The organism is Geosporobacter ferrireducens, from assembly GCF_001750685.1.
GTDB classification, from domain to species: Bacteria; Bacillota; Clostridia; order Peptostreptococcales; family Thermotaleaceae; genus Geosporobacter; species Geosporobacter ferrireducens.
Genome location: NZ_CP017269.1, coordinates 1,123,886 through 1,141,238 on the forward strand (window position 1 = coordinate 1,123,886; position 17,353 = coordinate 1,141,238).

A 17,353-nucleotide genomic window follows, 5' to 3' on the forward strand; every position below is an offset into this window, starting at 1 on the left:
TATTTATTAAAGATCTCTATCGAAGTTTGTTTAATGCCTCGTTCATCATTTCTCTAGCAATCGGTGCTGCACTTTTTCCTCCGGTAGATCCGACATTTTCCAATACAACTGCAACAGCTACCTTCGGGTTATCTGCCGGCGCAAAACCAATGAACCAAGCATGAGCTTTTCCGGTTTCATTTTCAGCAGTCCCTGTTTTTCCCGCTACCTTAATGTTTTGGATGCGGGCATTTTTTCCTGTACCCTTCTCTACTGCCTGAATCATCATGGCTGTGAGCTGTTCTGCCACCATAGGTGTACAAACCCGTGAAAGGGTTTCAGCACTGCTGGACTTTACAGTCCTGCCTTCCGGTGAAATCACTTCCTTTACCAATACCGGTTTCACCATTTTTCCCTCATTGGCAATCGCAGAAGCTGCCAAAGCCATATTGAGCGGTGTAGTCAGGAGCTTACCCTGGCCAATGGCCGTTGCCCCTAACTCGGGTTTATTCATCAACTCCTTATTGGGGAATTGGGAAGATTTTGTTATCAGCGCAAAGGGAATCTCACGGTTAAACATATATCGCTCCGCTTCTTCCCTAAGAGCGTCTTCACCGATGTTTATGCCTATTTGACTAAATGCTACGTTACAGGATTCTACTAAAGCCTTTTCCAGATCAACCTCTCCATGGGCCGTTTCCTGGTAATCACGCAAAATATATCCCTCAATATTGGTTGATCCCTCACATCGATAGGTTTTAGGAAGGTCCGGCTGCTGCATTGCAGCGGTAGCCGTGATCACTTTAAACACAGAACCCGGTGTATATAATCCCATCGCCGCCCGATTTAACAACGGACTGTCTTTATCCTCTACGATTTCCTCCCAATCTTCACGAAGGGTAGCCGGGTTAAAATCAGGTTTACTAACCATGGCAAGTATTTCACCTGACTTGGGTTCCATTACTACAATGGCGCCTTTCTTTCCCCGCAGCTGCTTTTCCGCAGAAGTCTGCAATTCATGTATGACCGTTAACCGTAAATTATTCCCTTTTTCCCGCGGCCCCGTTATTTTATCCCGAATCTCCAGCAAAGGATTATTATCAGATATATTGAGGAGCTGGCTATTGTATGAGGCTTCTAATCCTGCCTTGCCATATTCTTTAGAGCTATACCCAATGACATGGCTGTATAGACTGCCGTATTTATACTGTCTTACCTGCTTATCTTCAATTTTCTCACTATATGCCAGTGCTTTGCCATTGCGGTCGGTAATAGTGCCCCGCAAAACATATTCTTCATTCAGCCATTGTCTTTTATTGTAACTGTTGGTTACAATTCTTGCCGCCTGAAAAGTTTCAAAATAACTCAGATATACAATAAGTCCTACAAATAATGTACAAAGGGCTATCAGTACTTTAATGATCCTCTTGGATTCGATGTCCATGGGTTTCCTCCTGTTCCGATTCAATCTCCTCTGATGCCACCTGAAGAATACCTAAAGCCGCAAAACTAGACAGCAAAGAGCTTCCGCCATAACTGACAAAGGGTAGTGTTACACCAGTAAGAGGGATTACCTTCATTACACCCCCCATAATGATAAATGCTTGGAAGCCAAGCATAGCGGTGATTCCTAAAGCTGCGATCCTGAAAAATTTATCCTGCTGGTTCAGGGCAATTTTAAATCCACGGTAAACAATAATCAAAAATAGCATGATTACGGCGATTCCCCCAAATATGCCCATTTCCTCACATATCGCTGAAAAAATAAAATCTGTATGAACCTCTGGTATAAACTCCGGATGCCCCATTCCTACTCCTGTACCAAAAAAACCACCAGAGCCGATGGCAAAAAGGGACTGGGTAATCTGATAACCTTTGGTATCAATATAACGCCATGGATCAATCCATGTCTCAACACGAATCCGAACGTGATTCACGGCCAAAAAACTGAAAAAAGCAGTTATGCCTGCACCCAGTAAATTATAATAAATCAGTTTTCTTTCTTCTTCGTAAATATAAAAAATGGTCATAAAAACTAAGAAGAACAGCATTGCAGTACCCAAATCCCGTTGAATAAACAGGAAAGCCATATGACTGTATACGATTCCTAAAAAAATATATTTGTTAAAAAGCTTATCTTTATTTACATAATAGGATGCCAGGAAAAAAATAAATACCAGCTTAATCATTTCTGCTGGCTGAAAGCTATGGTTCCCTATACGAATCCAATTGGTGGCACCTTTAATCTTTGTGCCAAAAACCAATGTCAGTAAGAACAGCACTAAAGATAAAGCCGCATAGTATTTCGTCCAATGCTGCCAACCCTTGCCTTTTTTTATGATGATATAGGATAAAAAATAGGCAATCATACTTATTCCAAACCAAATGATCTGCTTAAACCCAACGGTAGGATTAATCCTGTAAATCATAATGATTCCAATGCTGATCAACATTCCCATAATTAGAAAGATATAATGATCTCCAGAGGAAGTCTTCAACAAAACATAATTTGAAATATAAATGATGAACATTAACAGGATTCCTGCAGCTAAGATTAGTCTGTCGTACTGTTCTTTATAAAGAAAAATCAGCACCAGTGCCAGTATATTCATCAGAACAATTAAGTTTTGTGGGTTTTTATAGCTAAATATTCTTTTAAGCATGTTTACACCTCATTAATCATTGGACACATATAAAAATTCAATTTGTCCAATTTTGATACGATCTCCATTTTGCAATTTTACCGCATCCATAATTCGCTCACCGTTAAGATATGTACCATTGGCACTATCTAAATCCTCTAAGAAGTAAGAACCTTCATCCAGGCTGATCTGGGCATGCTGGTTAGAAATAAACGGATCTTTAATTACAATATCGCTTTCATTTTTCCTCCCAATAATCACACTGGCTGCCAATGGATAAACTTCCTTAACTTTAAAAGGCAATGTATCTTTTCGGTTGATCAGCTTTAAGTAAGTATCCTCTTGAATTACACTTCCGCCAATGCTCTTAATGTCCAAATAGATGAGACGTATGATGCCGAAGATAAACAAATAAATGATCAATATAAATAAATAACGAAATACTAAGGACAATATATTAAACATCCCATCACCTGCCTTTGTCCGTCAAATTCTATGAGCCTTATATTCTTATTATACTAAATTATTATATACAAAAGAATGACTTTATAAAGGATTTTCAAAAGTCCTCTCTAAAGTCATCCAGAAATCCGCTTATTCATTTATCATTTTTACCAGTTCCTCGTAGCTGCATACACCCTCCGCCAGTATATTTTCACCACAGGCAATCGTAGGCACCACCTCAATCGGATAGCGATTCAGAATTTCTTCCCAACCTTTTATGATAAAATCAAGTTTTTGCTGCTCCAACTGCCGAAAAAAATCTTCATAAGAAAGTCCCAGTTGCATGCAAATCTTCTGAAGCACCTGCCACGCTCCAATATTTTCATTATAGATAAATACACTGTTATAGAATGCATGAAGGATTTCCTCTATAGGTACCTTATTCACCGCATAAGCAGTTAACAGTCTTGCCCTTCTCGTGTTATAAATTAACTTCGGCAGATAGAACACTAGATTTTTACTTTTTGCCTGTTCTCTAATCAGCTTATGTGCTTTTTCAGCCTTCCTTACCCCCAAAAAAGTTTTTAAATCTGTACCTTCCAAAGGCGTTTCCGGATAGATTTCTGTTGGAATCCAATTCACTTTTATCATGTGTTCCGCGTATAGCCTTTCAATTTCCGGCAGCATCAGGTAGCAGTAAGGGCAAATATAATCGAAGATAAAGATTATTTCCTTCAGAAACCCCACCCCTTTCATCCGTTCTGTAATACTATTACCCCCCTATCTCTGAATCATTCATTAATTTTAAAAACCATGTTGGAAATATTAAAAGGCCCATGGGCCTTTTAACAAATATCATATATATTTTTCTTTAAAGCAGCTGCTCTAATTCTTCTACAAGCTGTTGGAACACCTTCAATGCACTATGTATCGGATCGGTGGTAGTCATATCTACCCCAGCTCCCTGCAACAGCTGAATCGGATAGTCCGAACCGCCTTTTTTCAAGAAATCAATGTATCGTTTTACTGCGGGCTCTCCTTCTTGTAAAATCTGCTGCGACAGGGAAATGGCTGCTGCATATCCGGTAGCATACTTATACACATAGAAAGCATTATAGAAATGTGGAATTCTTGCCCATTCCATCTTTATCTCTTCATCCATAGTGATTTCCGGACCATAATATTTTTGATTCAGCTCACCATAGTATGCGCAAAGTGCTTCGGGTGTCAGTGCTTCTCCCCGCTCCACCCGCTCATGGACCTCTTTTTCAAATTCTGCAAACATAGTTTGCCGGAACACAGTTCCCCGGAATTGTTCTAGATAATGATTCAACAGGTAAGCCCGCACATTTTTATCTCCTGTTTTCTTTAACAAATCCTGCATTAACAGCGCTTCATTTACTGTTGAAGCCACTTCAGCTACAAAAATCTTATAGCCTGCGTAAGGATAAGGTTGTGTAGTACGGGCATAGTATGAGTGTAGAGAATGACCCATCTCATGCGCTAAAGTAAATACATCATGGATGGTATTTTGATAGTTCAGCAGCACATAGGGCGGACTATCATAACTGCCCCAAGAATAAGCGCCGCTGGTCTTCCCTTCATTTTCATAAACGTCAATCCAACCTTCTGTAAATCCTTTTTGCAATAGGGATACATACTCCCCGCCCAGAGGTTTTAATCCTTCAGAAACCTGCTTTAAAGCATCCTCATAGGGTACTTCCATCTTTACATCCTTAACGATCGGCGTATATAGATCATACATATGTAATGCATCCAAACCTAGCGCACGTTTTCGCAGCTTTACGTAACGGTACATGTCAGGCAAATATTCATGGATGGTTTCAATCAGATTATCATATACTTGCAGAGATATATTATCTTCATCTAAAGAAGCCTGTAGTGCGGAAGGATATTTTCTAACCTTTCCATAAAAAACATCCTTTTTTACGCTGTAATTCAGAGTTGCTGCTATTGTATTTTTTTGTTTCTCATAAGAATTGTATAGTGCTTTAAAAGCATCATGACGAACCCTGCGGTCGCTGCTTTCTAATAATTTCACATAACGCCCTTTTGTTACCTCTACTTCTTCCCCCATTTCATCTTTGATCGTCGGAAATTTAATGTCTGCATTATTGATCATTGAAAAAATATTTCTTGGAGCCGCAGCCAACTCTCCTGCCTGCGCTAAAATCTGCTCTTCTTCTTTCGTAAGAATATGTTCTTTCTGACGCAAAATCTCCTCTAAATAAAACTGGTACAATTTTAGTTCTTCATGTTCTTCAAGAAAAGCTTTAATCTTTTCCTCCGGTATACTTAGAATCTCCGGTACTAAGAAAGACAAACTACTTTGCACTTCTACGCTGAGCCCTTGCGCTTTATCACTCATTTCCTGATACTTTGTAACTCGATTGTCCTCGTCTTTTTTCATTCTGGCATAGATAAAAACATTTTCTATCTTTCTTGAGATCTCATCGGTAAAATGAAGCGCAGCATACAGCTTTTCTGCAGATTCTCCTAGTGAACCGGCTATTTTCACTGATTCCTTCAATAGTTCCTTTACGGTTGTAAAATCTTTCTCCCAAGCAGCATCATCTGCATACAGCTTCTCTAACCGCCATTTATACTGCTGGTCTATTGCCTTACGCTCCTGTACCTTCTGAGCTTGTTTTGCTTCTGGTTCATGTTGTGGCATTGCCACTCCCTCCCTTCATTTATGAACATAAATTTTTATTATGGGCAATAATGATTAAGCTTATAATTTCTATTATTATACCCAAAATTTCTGATCATTCCAACTTTTTACCAGAGTTTCCTGCAAGTCATGTATATATTGTAAACTTTTTTCAGTATATTTAAAATAATTTAAGACTATAGTATAATAATTCTATTGGGGGTGTTATTTTGAAATTGTCCAGAATCATCGAAGTCCTAGATGCAGAAGTATATACCCACTGTAAAGATTTAGACATGACTTTTCAACATGGCAAGGCCTCCGATTTATTAAGCGACGTGTTAAGATTTCCCGCAGAAAATTCTCTGCTGCTAACAGGTCTAATGAATCTGCAGGTGGTCAGAACTGCTGAAATGCTTGATATCAAAGGCATTGTTTTTGTGAGAGACAAAAAACCTTCTCAGGGGATCATCGATCTTGCTGATGGGCTGGGCATTATTTTAATGGGTACGAGATATAATCTATATAAAAGCTGTGGACTGCTATATCACTATGGTTTAATGGATTAGGGGGGAATTCCCATGGATAGATATTGTCATTCTGTTATTTTAGAGGAAGATCTCTGTATTGGCTGCACCAATTGCATTAAGGGCTGTCCTACGGAGGCCATCCGCGTTAAAGGAGGCAAGGCACACATTATCAATGACCGCTGTATTGATTGTGGTGTATGTATTCTTGCTTGTCCTCATCATGCAAAAAAAAGTGTTAATGATTCCAAAGAACATCTGCATGACTTTTTATACAAAATTGCAATTCCTTCTACAACGCTTCTCAGTCAATTTGATGAAACCATAAAACCTTCTAAAATACTGTCAGCAGTTCAGATGATGGGATTTGATGCAGTATTTGAGGAGTCGAGAGGCGCTGATTATGTGACCCAGTATACATTGCAGCTGCTTAAAGATCCTCCCAGACGACCGTTGATTTCTTCTAATTGTCCTGCAATCGTCCGATTAATTCAAATTCGTTTTCCAAGTTTGATTGAAAATATTCTTCCTATAGAATCTCCAATGGAGATTGCTGCAATCATTGCTAGACAGCAAGCAGCGGAAAAAACAGGACTCCATCCAAGGGAGATTGGTATTTATTATATCAGCCCCTGTCCTGCAAAGGTCACCAGCGTTAGAAATCCCTTAGGTATTCTTCGGTCCAATGTAGATCGTGTACTATCCATCCAGTCCGTCTATCCTTGTATTCAAAAAAATCTTAAAAATCTTACATCAGAAATACCCTATTATGACTCGGGCAAAGGCATTGGGTGGGCTAGGGCTGGAGGCGAATGTCAGGCTTTAGGGATAGAACATTACCTTAGTGTAGACGGTATCGAAAATGTAATTGGTATTTTAGATGAGATTGAAAATGAAAGAATTACAGGAATAGATTTTTTGGAATGTACAGCCTGTACCAATGGATGTGTAGGAGGCTGCCTTACGCTGGAAAATTCTTTCATTGCTAGAAAAAAGGTCCGAAGCCTGGCAGAAAGGAATATGCGCAATAACTATGTACTGCCAGTCACTGATTTTGCACCGTTTTTGTTTACGGAAAAAATTCTTCCCAGAAATGTCCATAAGCTGGATGATAATCTGCTGGAAGCCATGAAAAAAATGGAGCAGATCGATGCAGTTCATGGTATCCTGCCAAATCTAGACTGTGGTGCTTGTGGTTCCCCAACCTGCAGATCTCTTGCAGAAGATTTTATCCTAGGATACGCAGACATAGAAGATTGCATTGTAAATTTAAAAGGGAAAATGCAATCTCCTGAAAATAAATCTAAAAGATAAAGAGGTGATTCGTCACCTCTTTCATTGTCTTTGATGTAATTTTTTACAGTCCATTCATAAACAATTGATTCCTTTAATATAATGGTGTAGTATATTTATATTGTTTCCTTGTTTCTATACATAACCACTTATTAGGAGGAGTAACATGGATAATCGGCCGATTGGCATTTTTGATTCAGGGGTTGGGGGATTGACGGCAGTACCCCACATCATGCGACGGCTGCCAAAGGAAAGATTGATTTATTTTGGTGATACAGCACGAACGCCTTACGGTTCCAAAGCAAAATCAACAATCACCAGTTTTACAAAGCAAATCGTCGATTTTTTATTGAACAAAAATGTGAAAATGCTTGTCATTGCCTGCAATACCATTACAGCGACCTGTTTGGACGAGTTATTGGAATATTGTAAAGGAGTTCCTGTTATCGGTATTATTGAACCCGCCGCTAAAAAAGTGGCACGAGAGCATAATAGCAGCAACCATATTGGGATCATTGGTACAAAGGTAACTATTCAGCAGAAAACCTACATTAAAAATATCTCAAAATATAATCAAGATTTAAACCTTTATGATAAAGCTTGTCCCATATTTGTTCCTTTGATTGAAGAGGGTATTATCGACCATGGCATTATGGAGCTTTCTGTAAAGCACTATTTAGATGAATTTGTTCAGGAAAATTCTTTAGATACCCTTGTTTTAGGCTGTACCCACTATCCTTTGATTCAGCCTACCATCGAAAAGCTATATCCACAACTGCAGATCATCGATCCTTCTTTCGAAATCGTTCACAGCATTCACACAGCGCTTTCAGAAGGTAACCTTTTTGCTGAAAATCCGAAAACAGAAAGTATCTTCTATGCCAGTGACCTTTCTGAAAACTTTATGAATATGATTAATTCTATTTTTGGTAAAGAAAGTGTTAAAGTAGACTTTAAAAATTTTGACCTGGACATATTGGATTGCAAGTAGTGATGGATATAAAAGCGGTCAGACGAAACTGGCCGCTTTTCATATCTATAGTAATATCTTATCCAAAAACAAATGAATTCTTTCGAAAATAAAGCCTGCTGCTAGCCATGCCGGCGCATAGTCCAGACGAATCAATCCCTTTACAGCATACCTTGCTCCTGAATAATCCCATGGACATTCCCCTAGAGAATTTCGTAAAAACCATCCAGAAGCATATTCTATGATATAAATAACTAAAACCCATACGCCTCCTCTCACCAACATTGGCCAATGGAAAATTCTATCATGCAGGAACTCCAAAAAAACAGCCGAACCATAAATAGGAAACATCCAAAGATAGGTATATCCACGAAAGCGTTTGTCTCCTGTCAAAGCCGATCCGATTCCTGTCCAAAAAATCTCTATACACCATCCTAAAAATCCGTAAATTACAAATCGTAGTATCATGATTTTATTTTTACATTTTTTCATAACTTTCATACCTTATTTATTCCTATATACAGCTTCTACTTGACGTAGATTCTTCCTTAGAATAATCTTATAAGTAGAAGGAGGCATTCTCTATGAAACGAATCAAAAACAGCCCTTTTGCTAAGTATTTTTCCTACTTCTTAGGGATTCCTTTTATACCGGAAGCTCTAAACAATGTCACTGAACCGCTAATTCTCCATATATCCGATACCCCTAGCGAAATCTATCCTTATTTATATAAGATCATCCAACAACTTTCACCAAAGTATATTATCCATACAGGAGACCTTGTTGATAACATTAAGCTAGAGTATTTGCAGGAAAAGAAAATGAATTATACAGAGAGTGCACGAAGCTTTTTTAGTCACCTTAAAAAGATGAATGCTTTTGACTTTTATATTATTCCTGGAAATCATGACTGCCCCGACACCATTCAAAGTCTTTGGAAGGATGTTAAGATTCTTCATGAAGGCACAACCCTTCAGCTTGAAAATCTAACCATAGGCGTTGCCCATTTTTTCGAGAAACTTCCAAGGCAGGCTGATATCTATTTGTATGGGCATAATCTTCATCTGGAAGAAGGGGATCGCGGAAAATATGTATATTTAAATGGAATTTATAATATCCATGTAATATCGGCACTCACCAGGCAGATTTTTTATATTCCCTACCCTATGGCTACAAATAGTCTTCGTCGTATAACAAATCGAAAAATTGGCATGTAAATTCAACTATAATTTAAAATACGGAGGTCTTTAACATGATTTATATACGCATGGGCCCAAGATTTTTATTTATTCGTACCGAGAATATCCACCTATTGCAAGATTTTATTCATAACAGTCTTCAAGGGACTTTACATTCTTTCGAAGAAGCGCTGGAGTATTCAACGGAAAATAGTACAATCATTTTTCTTACCCCTCCAAATCTGACCCATACCAGGGTAGAAGATGCTCAAAGTATTCTCCTAGTTCCCTTAGCTTCCTCTATTATACTGATGGAGTTTATCAATCAAAAAATTTCGGACCAGATTTGCCGCATCCAGTTAGGACCTGCTTCTTTGGTACTTAGAGTAGCTGGTGATGGCAAAGAAGCCTTGGAACAAATCCAACGAGAATATCCCTCTCGTGCACTAAACTGGCTCGATGCTATCGATCAAGGGGAAGTGGACGATACCATCATTTCTCTTACCAACAAAGCTATTAATCACAACTTGCTATCCAAGGATTTTATCCATCCGAATTTACTGGTATCCATGTCCGTCAATGGTCTGGCTCACCGGTTAAGAAATGAAGGACTGATTTTTATTACCTATGGATTAAAAAGCAAGGAATGGTATGAGCTGCGTATCAATATTTATGATTCCAAAGGTCTATACCACGAGCACCTAGAAAGACTGCAGATTGCCCTATCTGAAATGGAGGCGGGGATGATCCTTGGAGAATCTTGGACGAAGGACCATGCCCTAATGCTTTTCTCCGTAGTAGCTTACCAAGTTAAGCTCTTTACTATGCTGGAACCTATTGAGATCAAAAAGACGCTTATGGCTTTAGAGTACGATAGTCAGGGTAAACGGTTGGTTGATCTGGATCTGTATCACAGAAATAAAAAAATATCCTGGACCCATATCGGCGGCATCCGATCAAAGTTCGACAAGGAAAAAACTTGTGTCGCCTACCGTGATAACCTATTAAAGCAGTTGTCAAAAGATACATTGGATAGACTTTTTGAGATAGAGCGAAAAATTAATGAATCTATGTAGCATAAAAAATACGCTCTTAAGAGCGTATTTTTTATACCTGAGCATCTTCTAAAAGGCTTTCAAAACCGATTCCTTTTCCCCATACAGAAATAACCGGCAGCACATCTACAAAAGCATTTGGGTCAATCTGTGCGATAAACATCTTTATCAGCATGGTTTCACGTGGCGAGCAGACAGAAATAATTTTTTGTCTTGTAGCGTTGGTATATCCACCTTTTATCTCATAGGTGCTGATTCCTCTTTTAATAGTGTTCAAAATATAATCTACAATCTCATCGTTCTTTTCACTAATAATTTCTATTTTAACGTTTTTGGAGCCAAAACCAAAGAGTACTAGGTCAATGGCCTTTATCATAATAATTTGGGTAAGTATAGCATAAAGGGCTACATTTCGGTCATAAATTAATGCGGAAGACATGATGACGGCTAAGTCAATCCCAAATAAAATCTGACTAATACTGATAAATGGAAACAGCCTATAATGTATGAGCTTCGCAATCGTATCCGTTCCACCCATGGAAAAACCCCGTTTGAGAATTAATCCACAACCGGCCCCAGCGATGATCCCGTAATATATAGAAGCGAGAATGGTATCATTTTCAATAAAGTCTACATTGGCTGCTTCAAAACATATCAGAACCAAGGGAAACAAAACAGAAAGTAGTATAATCTTTCCTGCTTCCCGTTTACCCATCAACAGCCATGCACTTATTAGCACCAGCATAGTCAATCCATAATAAAGATACGTGTATTTGATCCCCGTTAATTGATCCAAAATAATCGAAAGTCCTGTAATTCCCCCTGTAATTAACCCATTAGGCTTTAATATAGATGTAATGGCAAAAGCTAATAACGCACAACCTACTATTAGGTAAATACCATCCAGTAAATGTTTTTGATAATCTTTCTTCATTTTTTACTCCCTGCCTTTATTTTTTATTAACAAAAACTATTATACCGAATTGTATGCAGGAAAGTGTAACTAAATTGTTAAGTTTATATAAAACAGCGTAAAAAAGAAGGGCATTGCCGTTTGCCCTTCTTTCCATCTACACACTATCTTACAATTAATATAGGTTTGTTCGTATGATGTAGTACCTTGTCAGACACACTGCCAATAACTACTTTTTTAATTCCTGTCAATCCCTTGCTTCCCATTACGATCAAATCCGGGTCTATGGTCTCGATTGCATTAATAATTTGCTCTGCAGGATCTCCGATTTTTATTTCAGTAATTAGTGTTCCACAGAAGCCATCAAATACCGATCCTGCCTTTTCAATAATATTTTTTCCCTGTTGTTCAAAAGATTCTTTGGTTTGCTCATATAAGTATACACTTTCATGAAAATAATTGTGCTTAAAATCATTTACAACATTCAAGAGAATTACTTCGCTGCAAAATGCTTCTGCGAATTTTCTGCCTTCCTCCAACGCCTTTTGAGAATGCTCAGAACCATCAATGGCAATCAATATTTTTTTCATACCACCAGCCTCCTCTCTTATGTTAAGTCTACGATTCATTCCTCTCTTTATATCATTTTTATACCCTGCCCCAAATCTTTTAATCTATATCGTTTATATAATTGATAAATTTTATCATAAGGTGCCCTAATTATATATAAAATTGTTAATTCGCTTAAATCTGGGAAGAATGAAGGTTGTTGGAAGTTGTAAGCCTTCCCATTTTATCATATAATTAGATAATCATCTTATTAGGAGTGTTGCTATGTATAATGATATAAGAAAATATTTGCCTCTATTCGGTCGATTCGCAGTGATTGGGCTAACCATACTAGCTATATACTTTTTTGCTACTACCTTGTTATTTTATATCCTTCCTTTTTTACTGGGTTGGGCTATCGCCTCAATGATTGAGCCCCTTGTGGATTTTTTACATACTCGATTAAAGCTTCCACGCGGACTCGCTGCATTATTCTCTACAGGAATGTTTGTTCTACTGGTTGGATCTCTCATCGCATTGATCGGTGGGATTATTGTGGTAGAACTTACAAAGCTCTCCATCAAACTTCCTGAGTATTCAGAAAGACTTTATTTTCAAAGTATTGAATTCGTCAGCCGTATGCAAAACCTTTATTTCAAATTGCCGCCGGATATTGCGCAGTCCATTATTAATGGTTTAAACAGCCTATTAAATAATCTTACCCTACTAATAGGGAAAATCATCTCTTCTCTGATGAGCTTCCTTTCGGGAATTCCAAGCTTTTTTGTCTTCTTATTAGTTACTATGATCTCCACTTTTTTTATTGTACGGGACAAAAAAGAAATCACAAGATTTGTAGTAGCGCAAATACCATTAAGGCAACGTTCTACCATAAAAATACTAAAGCATGATCTGCTATTTGCCCTTACTGGATATATAAAAGCGCAGCTCATCCTTATGTCATTTACCTTTATCGAGAGTGCAGTAGGCTTAACCTTGATTGGTATCGATTATTCTGTGCTTCTAGCGTTATTAGCAAGTATCATAGATGCCTTGCCTATATTAGGATCCGGCTCGGTTTATGTACCGTTGATTGTGTGGAAGGCTTTAACCGGCTCCTATCAAACTGCTATTTATCTAGGGATTCTCTATGGATTGATCATCTTGATCCGTCAGCTTTTAGAGCCAAAAGTTCTTGGCAATCAAATCGGCCTATATCCTTTGGTTACCCTGTTAGCTATGTATATTGGCTTGAAGGCCTTTGGAGTTATTGGATTAATTATAGGTCCTATTTCTGCAATTGTATTAATCACACTACAAAAAGTGGGTATTCTTCCCCGGTGGAAAAATTAAAGGCAAACGTTTATTTATTTAAGCTTTCGATTGTCCGTTTTTCATTATGTATAATTATGTAATTTATTTAATATTTATTAGTCTTTATGCAAAAAATTAACTATATATTCAATTAATTTTAAAACAAATTTTATAGTTTTGAAAACGTTTTTCAGTTTTTTTTTATATTTACAAATATGTAATATATGCTATAATTATTCATTATAATACTATAAACTAAAAAAGAGGTGATTTCATGTTAAAGGATTTATTAAGTTCAGAGAAGCATAAACTATTGTTTCTGATTCCTGCTCCAAAGCATACTCCTGATGAAATTGCGGGGATTCTGAAGCAGCACCCTGAAATTCAATTCGTTTCTTTGGTAGGTATTGACCTAGGCGGCAATGATACCGATGAAAAAGTACCTATTGAGCTGGCGATAAAAGATATGCAAGAATTTTTAACTTTTGGCGTGCAAACTGACGGTTCCAGCGTTGTATTACCTGAAATCGCATCATTAAATGATGCTAGGGTCGACATCATTCCTGACACAAGTGTAAATTGGTTTGTAGATTATAATTATGATAATATAGATGAACAAACAGGTCTTCCTGTTGGCACCTTGAGAATCCCTTCCTTCCTCGTTCATAATAATATTCGCGTGGATTCAAGAGCCATTTTACAAAGATCCGTCGAAAACTTTCAAACACAAATCATCGATGCTATAAAAGAATCCCCATATGTACTGGAATCAATCGGCATAGATTCTGTTGACGATATTGAGAAAGCTATTATTACCTCCGCTACAGAGCTGGAGTTCTGGGTAAGAACACCTGAAGATAAGCCAGATATCGAGAAACTGTCTACTTCTCAAGTTTTACAGGAACAGTATTGGAAAAGAACTATTGGTCCCGTCCGTACAGCTTTAGAGCAATCCCTTGTTATGTTGGATGCCTATGGATTAGAATCTGAAATGGGCCATAAAGAAGTAGGCGGTGTAAAAGCAAAATTATCTGGAAACGGCCATTATGACCATGTAATGGAACAGCTTGAAATTGACTGGAAATATAGTACTGCCCTTCAGGCTGCTGATAACGAATTAATCGCTAGAGATGTTGTAAAGGACGTATTTACCTGTCATGGTTTAGATGTTACTTTTATGGCTAAGCCAATTGAGGGTGTTGCCGGAAGCGGTGAGCATACTCATATGGGCGTAGCTGTAAAGCTGAAGAATGGCAAGATCAAAAACTTGTTCTCTCCGGTTAACATGAAGGAAGAATTTATGAGTCCTATCGGTTGGGGGGCTTTAATGGGTTTATTGAAGAACTACGAGGTGGTAAATCCCTTTGTAACTTCTAGTAATGATGCACTCAATCGTTTAAAGCCAGGTTTCGAAGCACCGGTATGTATTGTTTCTTCTGTTGGACACAGTGCAGAACTTCCATCTAGAAATAGAACGGTTCTAGCAGGTCTCGTACGGGATATCGACAAGCCTTTAGCAACTCGTTTTGAACTTAGAGCACCCAATCCTACCAGCAATACTTACCTAGTATTGGCATCTGCTTATCAAGCAATGTTAGATGGTATCAAGGCTGCGTTGAAATCAGGAAAAACTTCAAAAGAACTGGAAGCAGATTTCTCTAAGAAACCAGGTCAATCCAGCTTCTACTTGGAAACAGAAAGAGCTTATCGCAGCGAGGATGATGTTTTCGAGCATTATACAGCCGATGAAAGAAATACGCTCTTCGGCAAACCACCTGCAACCGTATGGGAGAATCTTCTAGGCTTAGATCTTTATCCTAATAAAAAGGCAATTTTATCCGCTGGTGGTGTATTTACTGAAGAAATCATTAACTCCTATAAAATTGCTACACGCTCTCAGTGGACTACAGAATTATATAAGCGTATTATTCCTGATAATATGGAATTCGTAAGAATCTGTAAAAAGCTGCACGGTGGTGAAAATGTAACTGATTTAGATGTGGTTACTTGGGAGAAAATCAATCAACTAAGAAATTATTTGATGAAAGATAGTTTAAGCCAAAAATCTCTCTTCACAAGAATTCGTGAGGGCATTGACGCTGAAGACTTCGACACTGTTTCAACACTGCAACAGGAAATGAGCAGTAAAATGAGTGAATTAAAATCCTTATATATCGTTTATAAGAGAAACTTATTTGAGATTCTATAGACTCGTCTATAGGTTTTAAATCCATTTAAAAAGCAGTCCTCGGACTGCTTTTTTATTACTTGTTCTCCTAATGCTTGTCTGCTATTCTCTAATGCAGCATCATATACTTTCTTTTTTCTTCTTCAAAGAAAGATTTCAATTCTTCATGATATCCCAAATGATAGGCAATGGTCAGTAAGCATCGCTGCAAATAGGCTCTGCTAAGCGCATCTATCTGCAGTCCTTCTTTCACTTCCCAGATCACATCTACGTCTCTGCCCTCTACGATATCTTCCAGCTTCAGATTTTCTAATTCTTTTCGACTATATTCATCAAATAGTTTTATAATATTTTCCGGATCCTGGGCCTCCTTTAATACGTACATATGCTCTCTTTCGGAACAGTGAGTTAAGACATCAATAACAAAATTAAGGTCGTAGTCTACCAACTCATATAGGCTTTCAACTACCTTTGCAGGAATTCGAGGATCCCTATCACTAGCTTCAATTAATTTATGCTTTAACTTTCTGTCATTTTGTTTACAGGCGTGTATAATGGTACTGCTTACATTTTGATCATTCATTTCGTGAAATTCCAATTCTTTCTCCCCTTCCATTTCATAGTATCTTTAGTTTTTGAAGGTAAAAAAGAAGTTATACTATTAAATTTGCCTCCTCCGAACAATATCTACTCATGATGTTCGAACCGTTGTGTCAAATCTTGGATTCTCTGTTCCATTCCTACTAATAGCTCACCGATCTCTTCTATTACAGTATTCATTTGTCCCATGGCTGCAATCATCTCTTCATCACTATACTCAGTACTATGACCATTCTTTTTCTCTATGACCTGTGTTACCTGTTCAATTCCTTTCTTCATTTCAGTGATTCCGGAGATCAAATTCTCCCGGTCATGGGATAATTGTTTTGTAAAACTGGAAGTTTGGTTAAAAATCTGTACCAGCTGTCCTACCAATAAAGTGATCGTTTGTTGAATCAACAACTGCATTTCTTCTGATAATTTACTTTTTTCCAACCGATTGATTTCCTCTAAAAGCCGTTGAATCTCCTTTGACATATACCAATCCTTATCTGCAGGCATAGGAATCAGGCATTCTCTTCCTTTTTCGGTATGCTCACCTTTCTTTTCATGTTCCTTATCCGTTTTACTTTTTCCCAAAATCTCCTTTAAAATATTCTTAATATTTTTAATAATATTGCTTACGGTAGCTAATATAATTGCGATTGTAATCAAAAATCCTCTAATACTGTTTGCGATTGTCGTTTTCTGTATTTCTTCCTTTTTTTCTTGATATTCTTCAATAATTCTTGAAATTTCCTGATTCAAATGGTCCGGCTGCTCTTTTAATCTGTTCATGGAGGATTGCAACTTATAATAGGTTTCTGCTTCCAAATGACGCATCATACCTGACTGATTATTCAGCATCAGCAGAATGATAACAAGAGAAACAATACAACCAATGAACAGCCTTATCAGAATAGAATCATTTCCATTGTTCACTGCCTTCATTTTCATTCCTCCAATTATAGGCTCCTGTCAGATTTTTCAATACATTTTATTTTAGAGCCTATGAAAAGGTTCCTTAATGAATGAAAAAGATTCCTAA

The 17,353-nt window shown here is 37.7% G+C and carries 17 protein-coding genes; 7 read left to right on the forward strand and 10 right to left on the reverse strand.

Annotated elements, in window-relative coordinates; genetic code table 11:
- Window positions 1–16: 16 nt before the first annotated feature.
- The 5 genes from Gferi_RS05700 to pepF all read right to left on the reverse strand — a co-directional run bounded on the left by Gferi_RS05700 (window position 17) and on the right by pepF (window position 5,760).
- Window positions 17–1,423, reverse strand: coding sequence for a peptidoglycan D,D-transpeptidase FtsI family protein (locus Gferi_RS05700; protein WP_069974661.1), 1,407 nt, complete (start codon window positions 1,421–1,423; stop codon window positions 17–19).
- Window positions 1,395–2,642 (reverse strand): FtsW/RodA/SpoVE family cell cycle protein, encoded by a 1,248-nt coding sequence (locus Gferi_RS05705; RefSeq protein ID WP_069974662.1) that lies wholly within the window; start codon window positions 2,640–2,642, stop codon window positions 1,395–1,397. Before Gferi_RS05705 ends, Gferi_RS05700 begins: the two co-directional genes overlap by 29 nt.
- Window positions 2,643–2,654: 12 nt before the next feature.
- Window positions 2,655–3,086 carry an FHA domain-containing protein gene (locus Gferi_RS05710; RefSeq protein WP_069974663.1) on the reverse strand — a complete coding sequence of 144 codons (432 nt, stop codon included), beginning with the start codon at window positions 3,084–3,086 and terminating at the stop codon, window positions 2,655–2,657.
- Window positions 3,087–3,215: 129 nt separating this feature from the next.
- Window positions 3,216–3,812 carry a DsbA family oxidoreductase gene (locus Gferi_RS05715; RefSeq protein ID WP_169832970.1) on the reverse strand — a complete coding sequence of 199 codons (597 nt, stop codon included), beginning with the start codon at window positions 3,810–3,812 and terminating at the stop codon, window positions 3,216–3,218.
- Window positions 3,813–3,936: 124 nt separating this feature from the next.
- Window positions 3,937–5,760 carry an oligoendopeptidase F gene (pepF, locus tag Gferi_RS05720; protein ID WP_069974665.1) on the reverse strand — a complete coding sequence of 608 codons (1,824 nt, stop codon included), beginning with the start codon at window positions 5,758–5,760 and terminating at the stop codon, window positions 3,937–3,939.
- A 209-nt stretch (window positions 5,761–5,969) separates the two neighbouring features.
- Between pepF and Gferi_RS05725 the strand changes: the two genes are divergently transcribed.
- The 3 genes from Gferi_RS05725 to murI all read left to right on the forward strand — a co-directional run bounded on the left by Gferi_RS05725 (window position 5,970) and on the right by murI (window position 8,550).
- Window positions 5,970–6,308, forward strand: a complete 339-nt coding sequence (locus Gferi_RS05725; RefSeq protein ID WP_069974666.1) for a hypothetical protein — start codon at window positions 5,970–5,972, stop codon at window positions 6,306–6,308.
- A gap of 12 nt (window positions 6,309–6,320) precedes the next feature.
- Window positions 6,321–7,580: a [Fe-Fe] hydrogenase large subunit C-terminal domain-containing protein gene (locus Gferi_RS05730; protein WP_069974667.1), complete on the forward strand. Its 1,260-nt coding sequence runs from the start codon at window positions 6,321–6,323 to the stop codon at window positions 7,578–7,580.
- Between the two features lie 145 nt (window positions 7,581–7,725).
- Window positions 7,726–8,550, forward strand: coding sequence for a glutamate racemase (gene murI / locus Gferi_RS05735; RefSeq protein WP_069974668.1), 825 nt, complete (start codon window positions 7,726–7,728; stop codon window positions 8,548–8,550).
- A 45-nt stretch (window positions 8,551–8,595) separates the two neighbouring features.
- Here murI and Gferi_RS05740 read toward each other — a convergent pair whose 3' ends face one another.
- Window positions 8,596–9,030, reverse strand: a complete 435-nt coding sequence (locus tag Gferi_RS05740; RefSeq protein ID WP_236932702.1) for a putative ABC transporter permease — start codon at window positions 9,028–9,030, stop codon at window positions 8,596–8,598.
- A gap of 83 nt (window positions 9,031–9,113) precedes the next feature.
- Between Gferi_RS05740 and Gferi_RS05745 the strand changes: the two genes are divergently transcribed.
- Together Gferi_RS05745 and Gferi_RS05750 are read left to right on the forward strand one after the other, a co-directional pair.
- Window positions 9,114–9,746: a metallophosphoesterase gene (locus Gferi_RS05745; RefSeq protein ID WP_069974669.1), complete on the forward strand. Its 633-nt coding sequence runs from the start codon at window positions 9,114–9,116 to the stop codon at window positions 9,744–9,746.
- Window positions 9,747–9,781: 35 nt separating this feature from the next.
- Window positions 9,782–10,783 (forward strand): hypothetical protein, encoded by a 1,002-nt coding sequence (locus Gferi_RS05750; RefSeq protein ID WP_069974670.1) that lies wholly within the window; start codon window positions 9,782–9,784, stop codon window positions 10,781–10,783.
- A 31-nt stretch (window positions 10,784–10,814) separates the two neighbouring features.
- Here the strand turns inward: Gferi_RS05750 and Gferi_RS05755 are convergent, their stop codons facing one another.
- Window positions 10,815–11,696 (reverse strand): YitT family protein, encoded by an 882-nt coding sequence (locus Gferi_RS05755; protein ID WP_069974671.1) that lies wholly within the window; start codon window positions 11,694–11,696, stop codon window positions 10,815–10,817.
- 143 nt (window positions 11,697–11,839) lie between these two features.
- Window positions 11,840–12,265 carry a universal stress protein gene (locus tag Gferi_RS05760; protein WP_069974672.1) on the reverse strand — a complete coding sequence of 142 codons (426 nt, stop codon included), beginning with the start codon at window positions 12,263–12,265 and terminating at the stop codon, window positions 11,840–11,842.
- A gap of 244 nt (window positions 12,266–12,509) precedes the next feature.
- On the opposite strand from Gferi_RS05760, the gene ytvI reads away from it, so the two are divergent.
- Window positions 12,510–13,577 (forward strand): sporulation integral membrane protein YtvI, encoded by a 1,068-nt coding sequence (gene ytvI / locus Gferi_RS05765; RefSeq protein ID WP_069974673.1) that lies wholly within the window; start codon window positions 12,510–12,512, stop codon window positions 13,575–13,577.
- Window positions 13,578–13,812: 235 nt separating this feature from the next.
- Window positions 13,813–15,747: a type I glutamate--ammonia ligase gene (locus Gferi_RS05770; protein ID WP_069974674.1), complete on the forward strand. Its 1,935-nt coding sequence runs from the start codon at window positions 13,813–13,815 to the stop codon at window positions 15,745–15,747.
- Between the two features lie 88 nt (window positions 15,748–15,835).
- On the opposite strand, the gene Gferi_RS05775 is transcribed toward Gferi_RS05770, so the two are convergent.
- Window positions 15,836–16,324, reverse strand: coding sequence for a hypothetical protein (locus tag Gferi_RS05775; RefSeq protein ID WP_069974675.1), 489 nt, complete (start codon window positions 16,322–16,324; stop codon window positions 15,836–15,838).
- Between the two features lie 89 nt (window positions 16,325–16,413).
- Window positions 16,414–17,256 (reverse strand): hypothetical protein, encoded by an 843-nt coding sequence (locus tag Gferi_RS05780; protein WP_069974676.1) that lies wholly within the window; start codon window positions 17,254–17,256, stop codon window positions 16,414–16,416.
- Window positions 17,257–17,353 lie beyond the last annotated feature (97 nt).

Coding starts and splice junctions, on each gene's coding strand:
- Gferi_RS05760 (WP_069974672.1), bottom strand. CDS start 12,265: ATGAAAAAAATATTGATTGCCATTGATGGTTCTGAGCATTCTCAAAAG.
- Gferi_RS05705 (WP_069974662.1), bottom strand. CDS start 2,642: ATGCTTAAAAGAATATTTAGCTATAAAAACCCACAAAACTTAATTGTT.
- Gferi_RS05780 (WP_069974676.1), bottom strand. CDS start 17,256: ATGAAGGCAGTGAACAATGGAAATGATTCTATTCTGATAAGGCTGTTC.
- Gferi_RS05770 (WP_069974674.1), top strand. CDS start 13,813: ATGTTAAAGGATTTATTAAGTTCAGAGAAGCATAAACTATTGTTTCTG.
- Gferi_RS05740 (WP_236932702.1), bottom strand. CDS start 9,030: ATGAAAGTTATGAAAAAATGTAAAAATAAAATCATGATACTACGATTT.
- Gferi_RS05750 (WP_069974670.1), top strand. CDS start 9,782: ATGATTTATATACGCATGGGCCCAAGATTTTTATTTATTCGTACCGAG.
- Gferi_RS05745 (WP_069974669.1), top strand. CDS start 9,114: ATGAAACGAATCAAAAACAGCCCTTTTGCTAAGTATTTTTCCTACTTC.
- Gferi_RS05710 (WP_069974663.1), bottom strand. CDS start 3,086: ATGTTTAATATATTGTCCTTAGTATTTCGTTATTTATTTATATTGATC.
- pepF (WP_069974665.1), bottom strand. CDS start 5,760: ATGCCACAACATGAACCAGAAGCAAAACAAGCTCAGAAGGTACAGGAG.
- Gferi_RS05730 (WP_069974667.1), top strand. CDS start 6,321: ATGGATAGATATTGTCATTCTGTTATTTTAGAGGAAGATCTCTGTATT.
- ytvI (WP_069974673.1), top strand. CDS start 12,510: ATGTATAATGATATAAGAAAATATTTGCCTCTATTCGGTCGATTCGCA.
- murI (WP_069974668.1), top strand. CDS start 7,726: ATGGATAATCGGCCGATTGGCATTTTTGATTCAGGGGTTGGGGGATTG.
- Gferi_RS05755 (WP_069974671.1), bottom strand. CDS start 11,696: ATGAAGAAAGATTATCAAAAACATTTACTGGATGGTATTTACCTAATA.
- Gferi_RS05700 (WP_069974661.1), bottom strand. CDS start 1,423: ATGGACATCGAATCCAAGAGGATCATTAAAGTACTGATAGCCCTTTGT.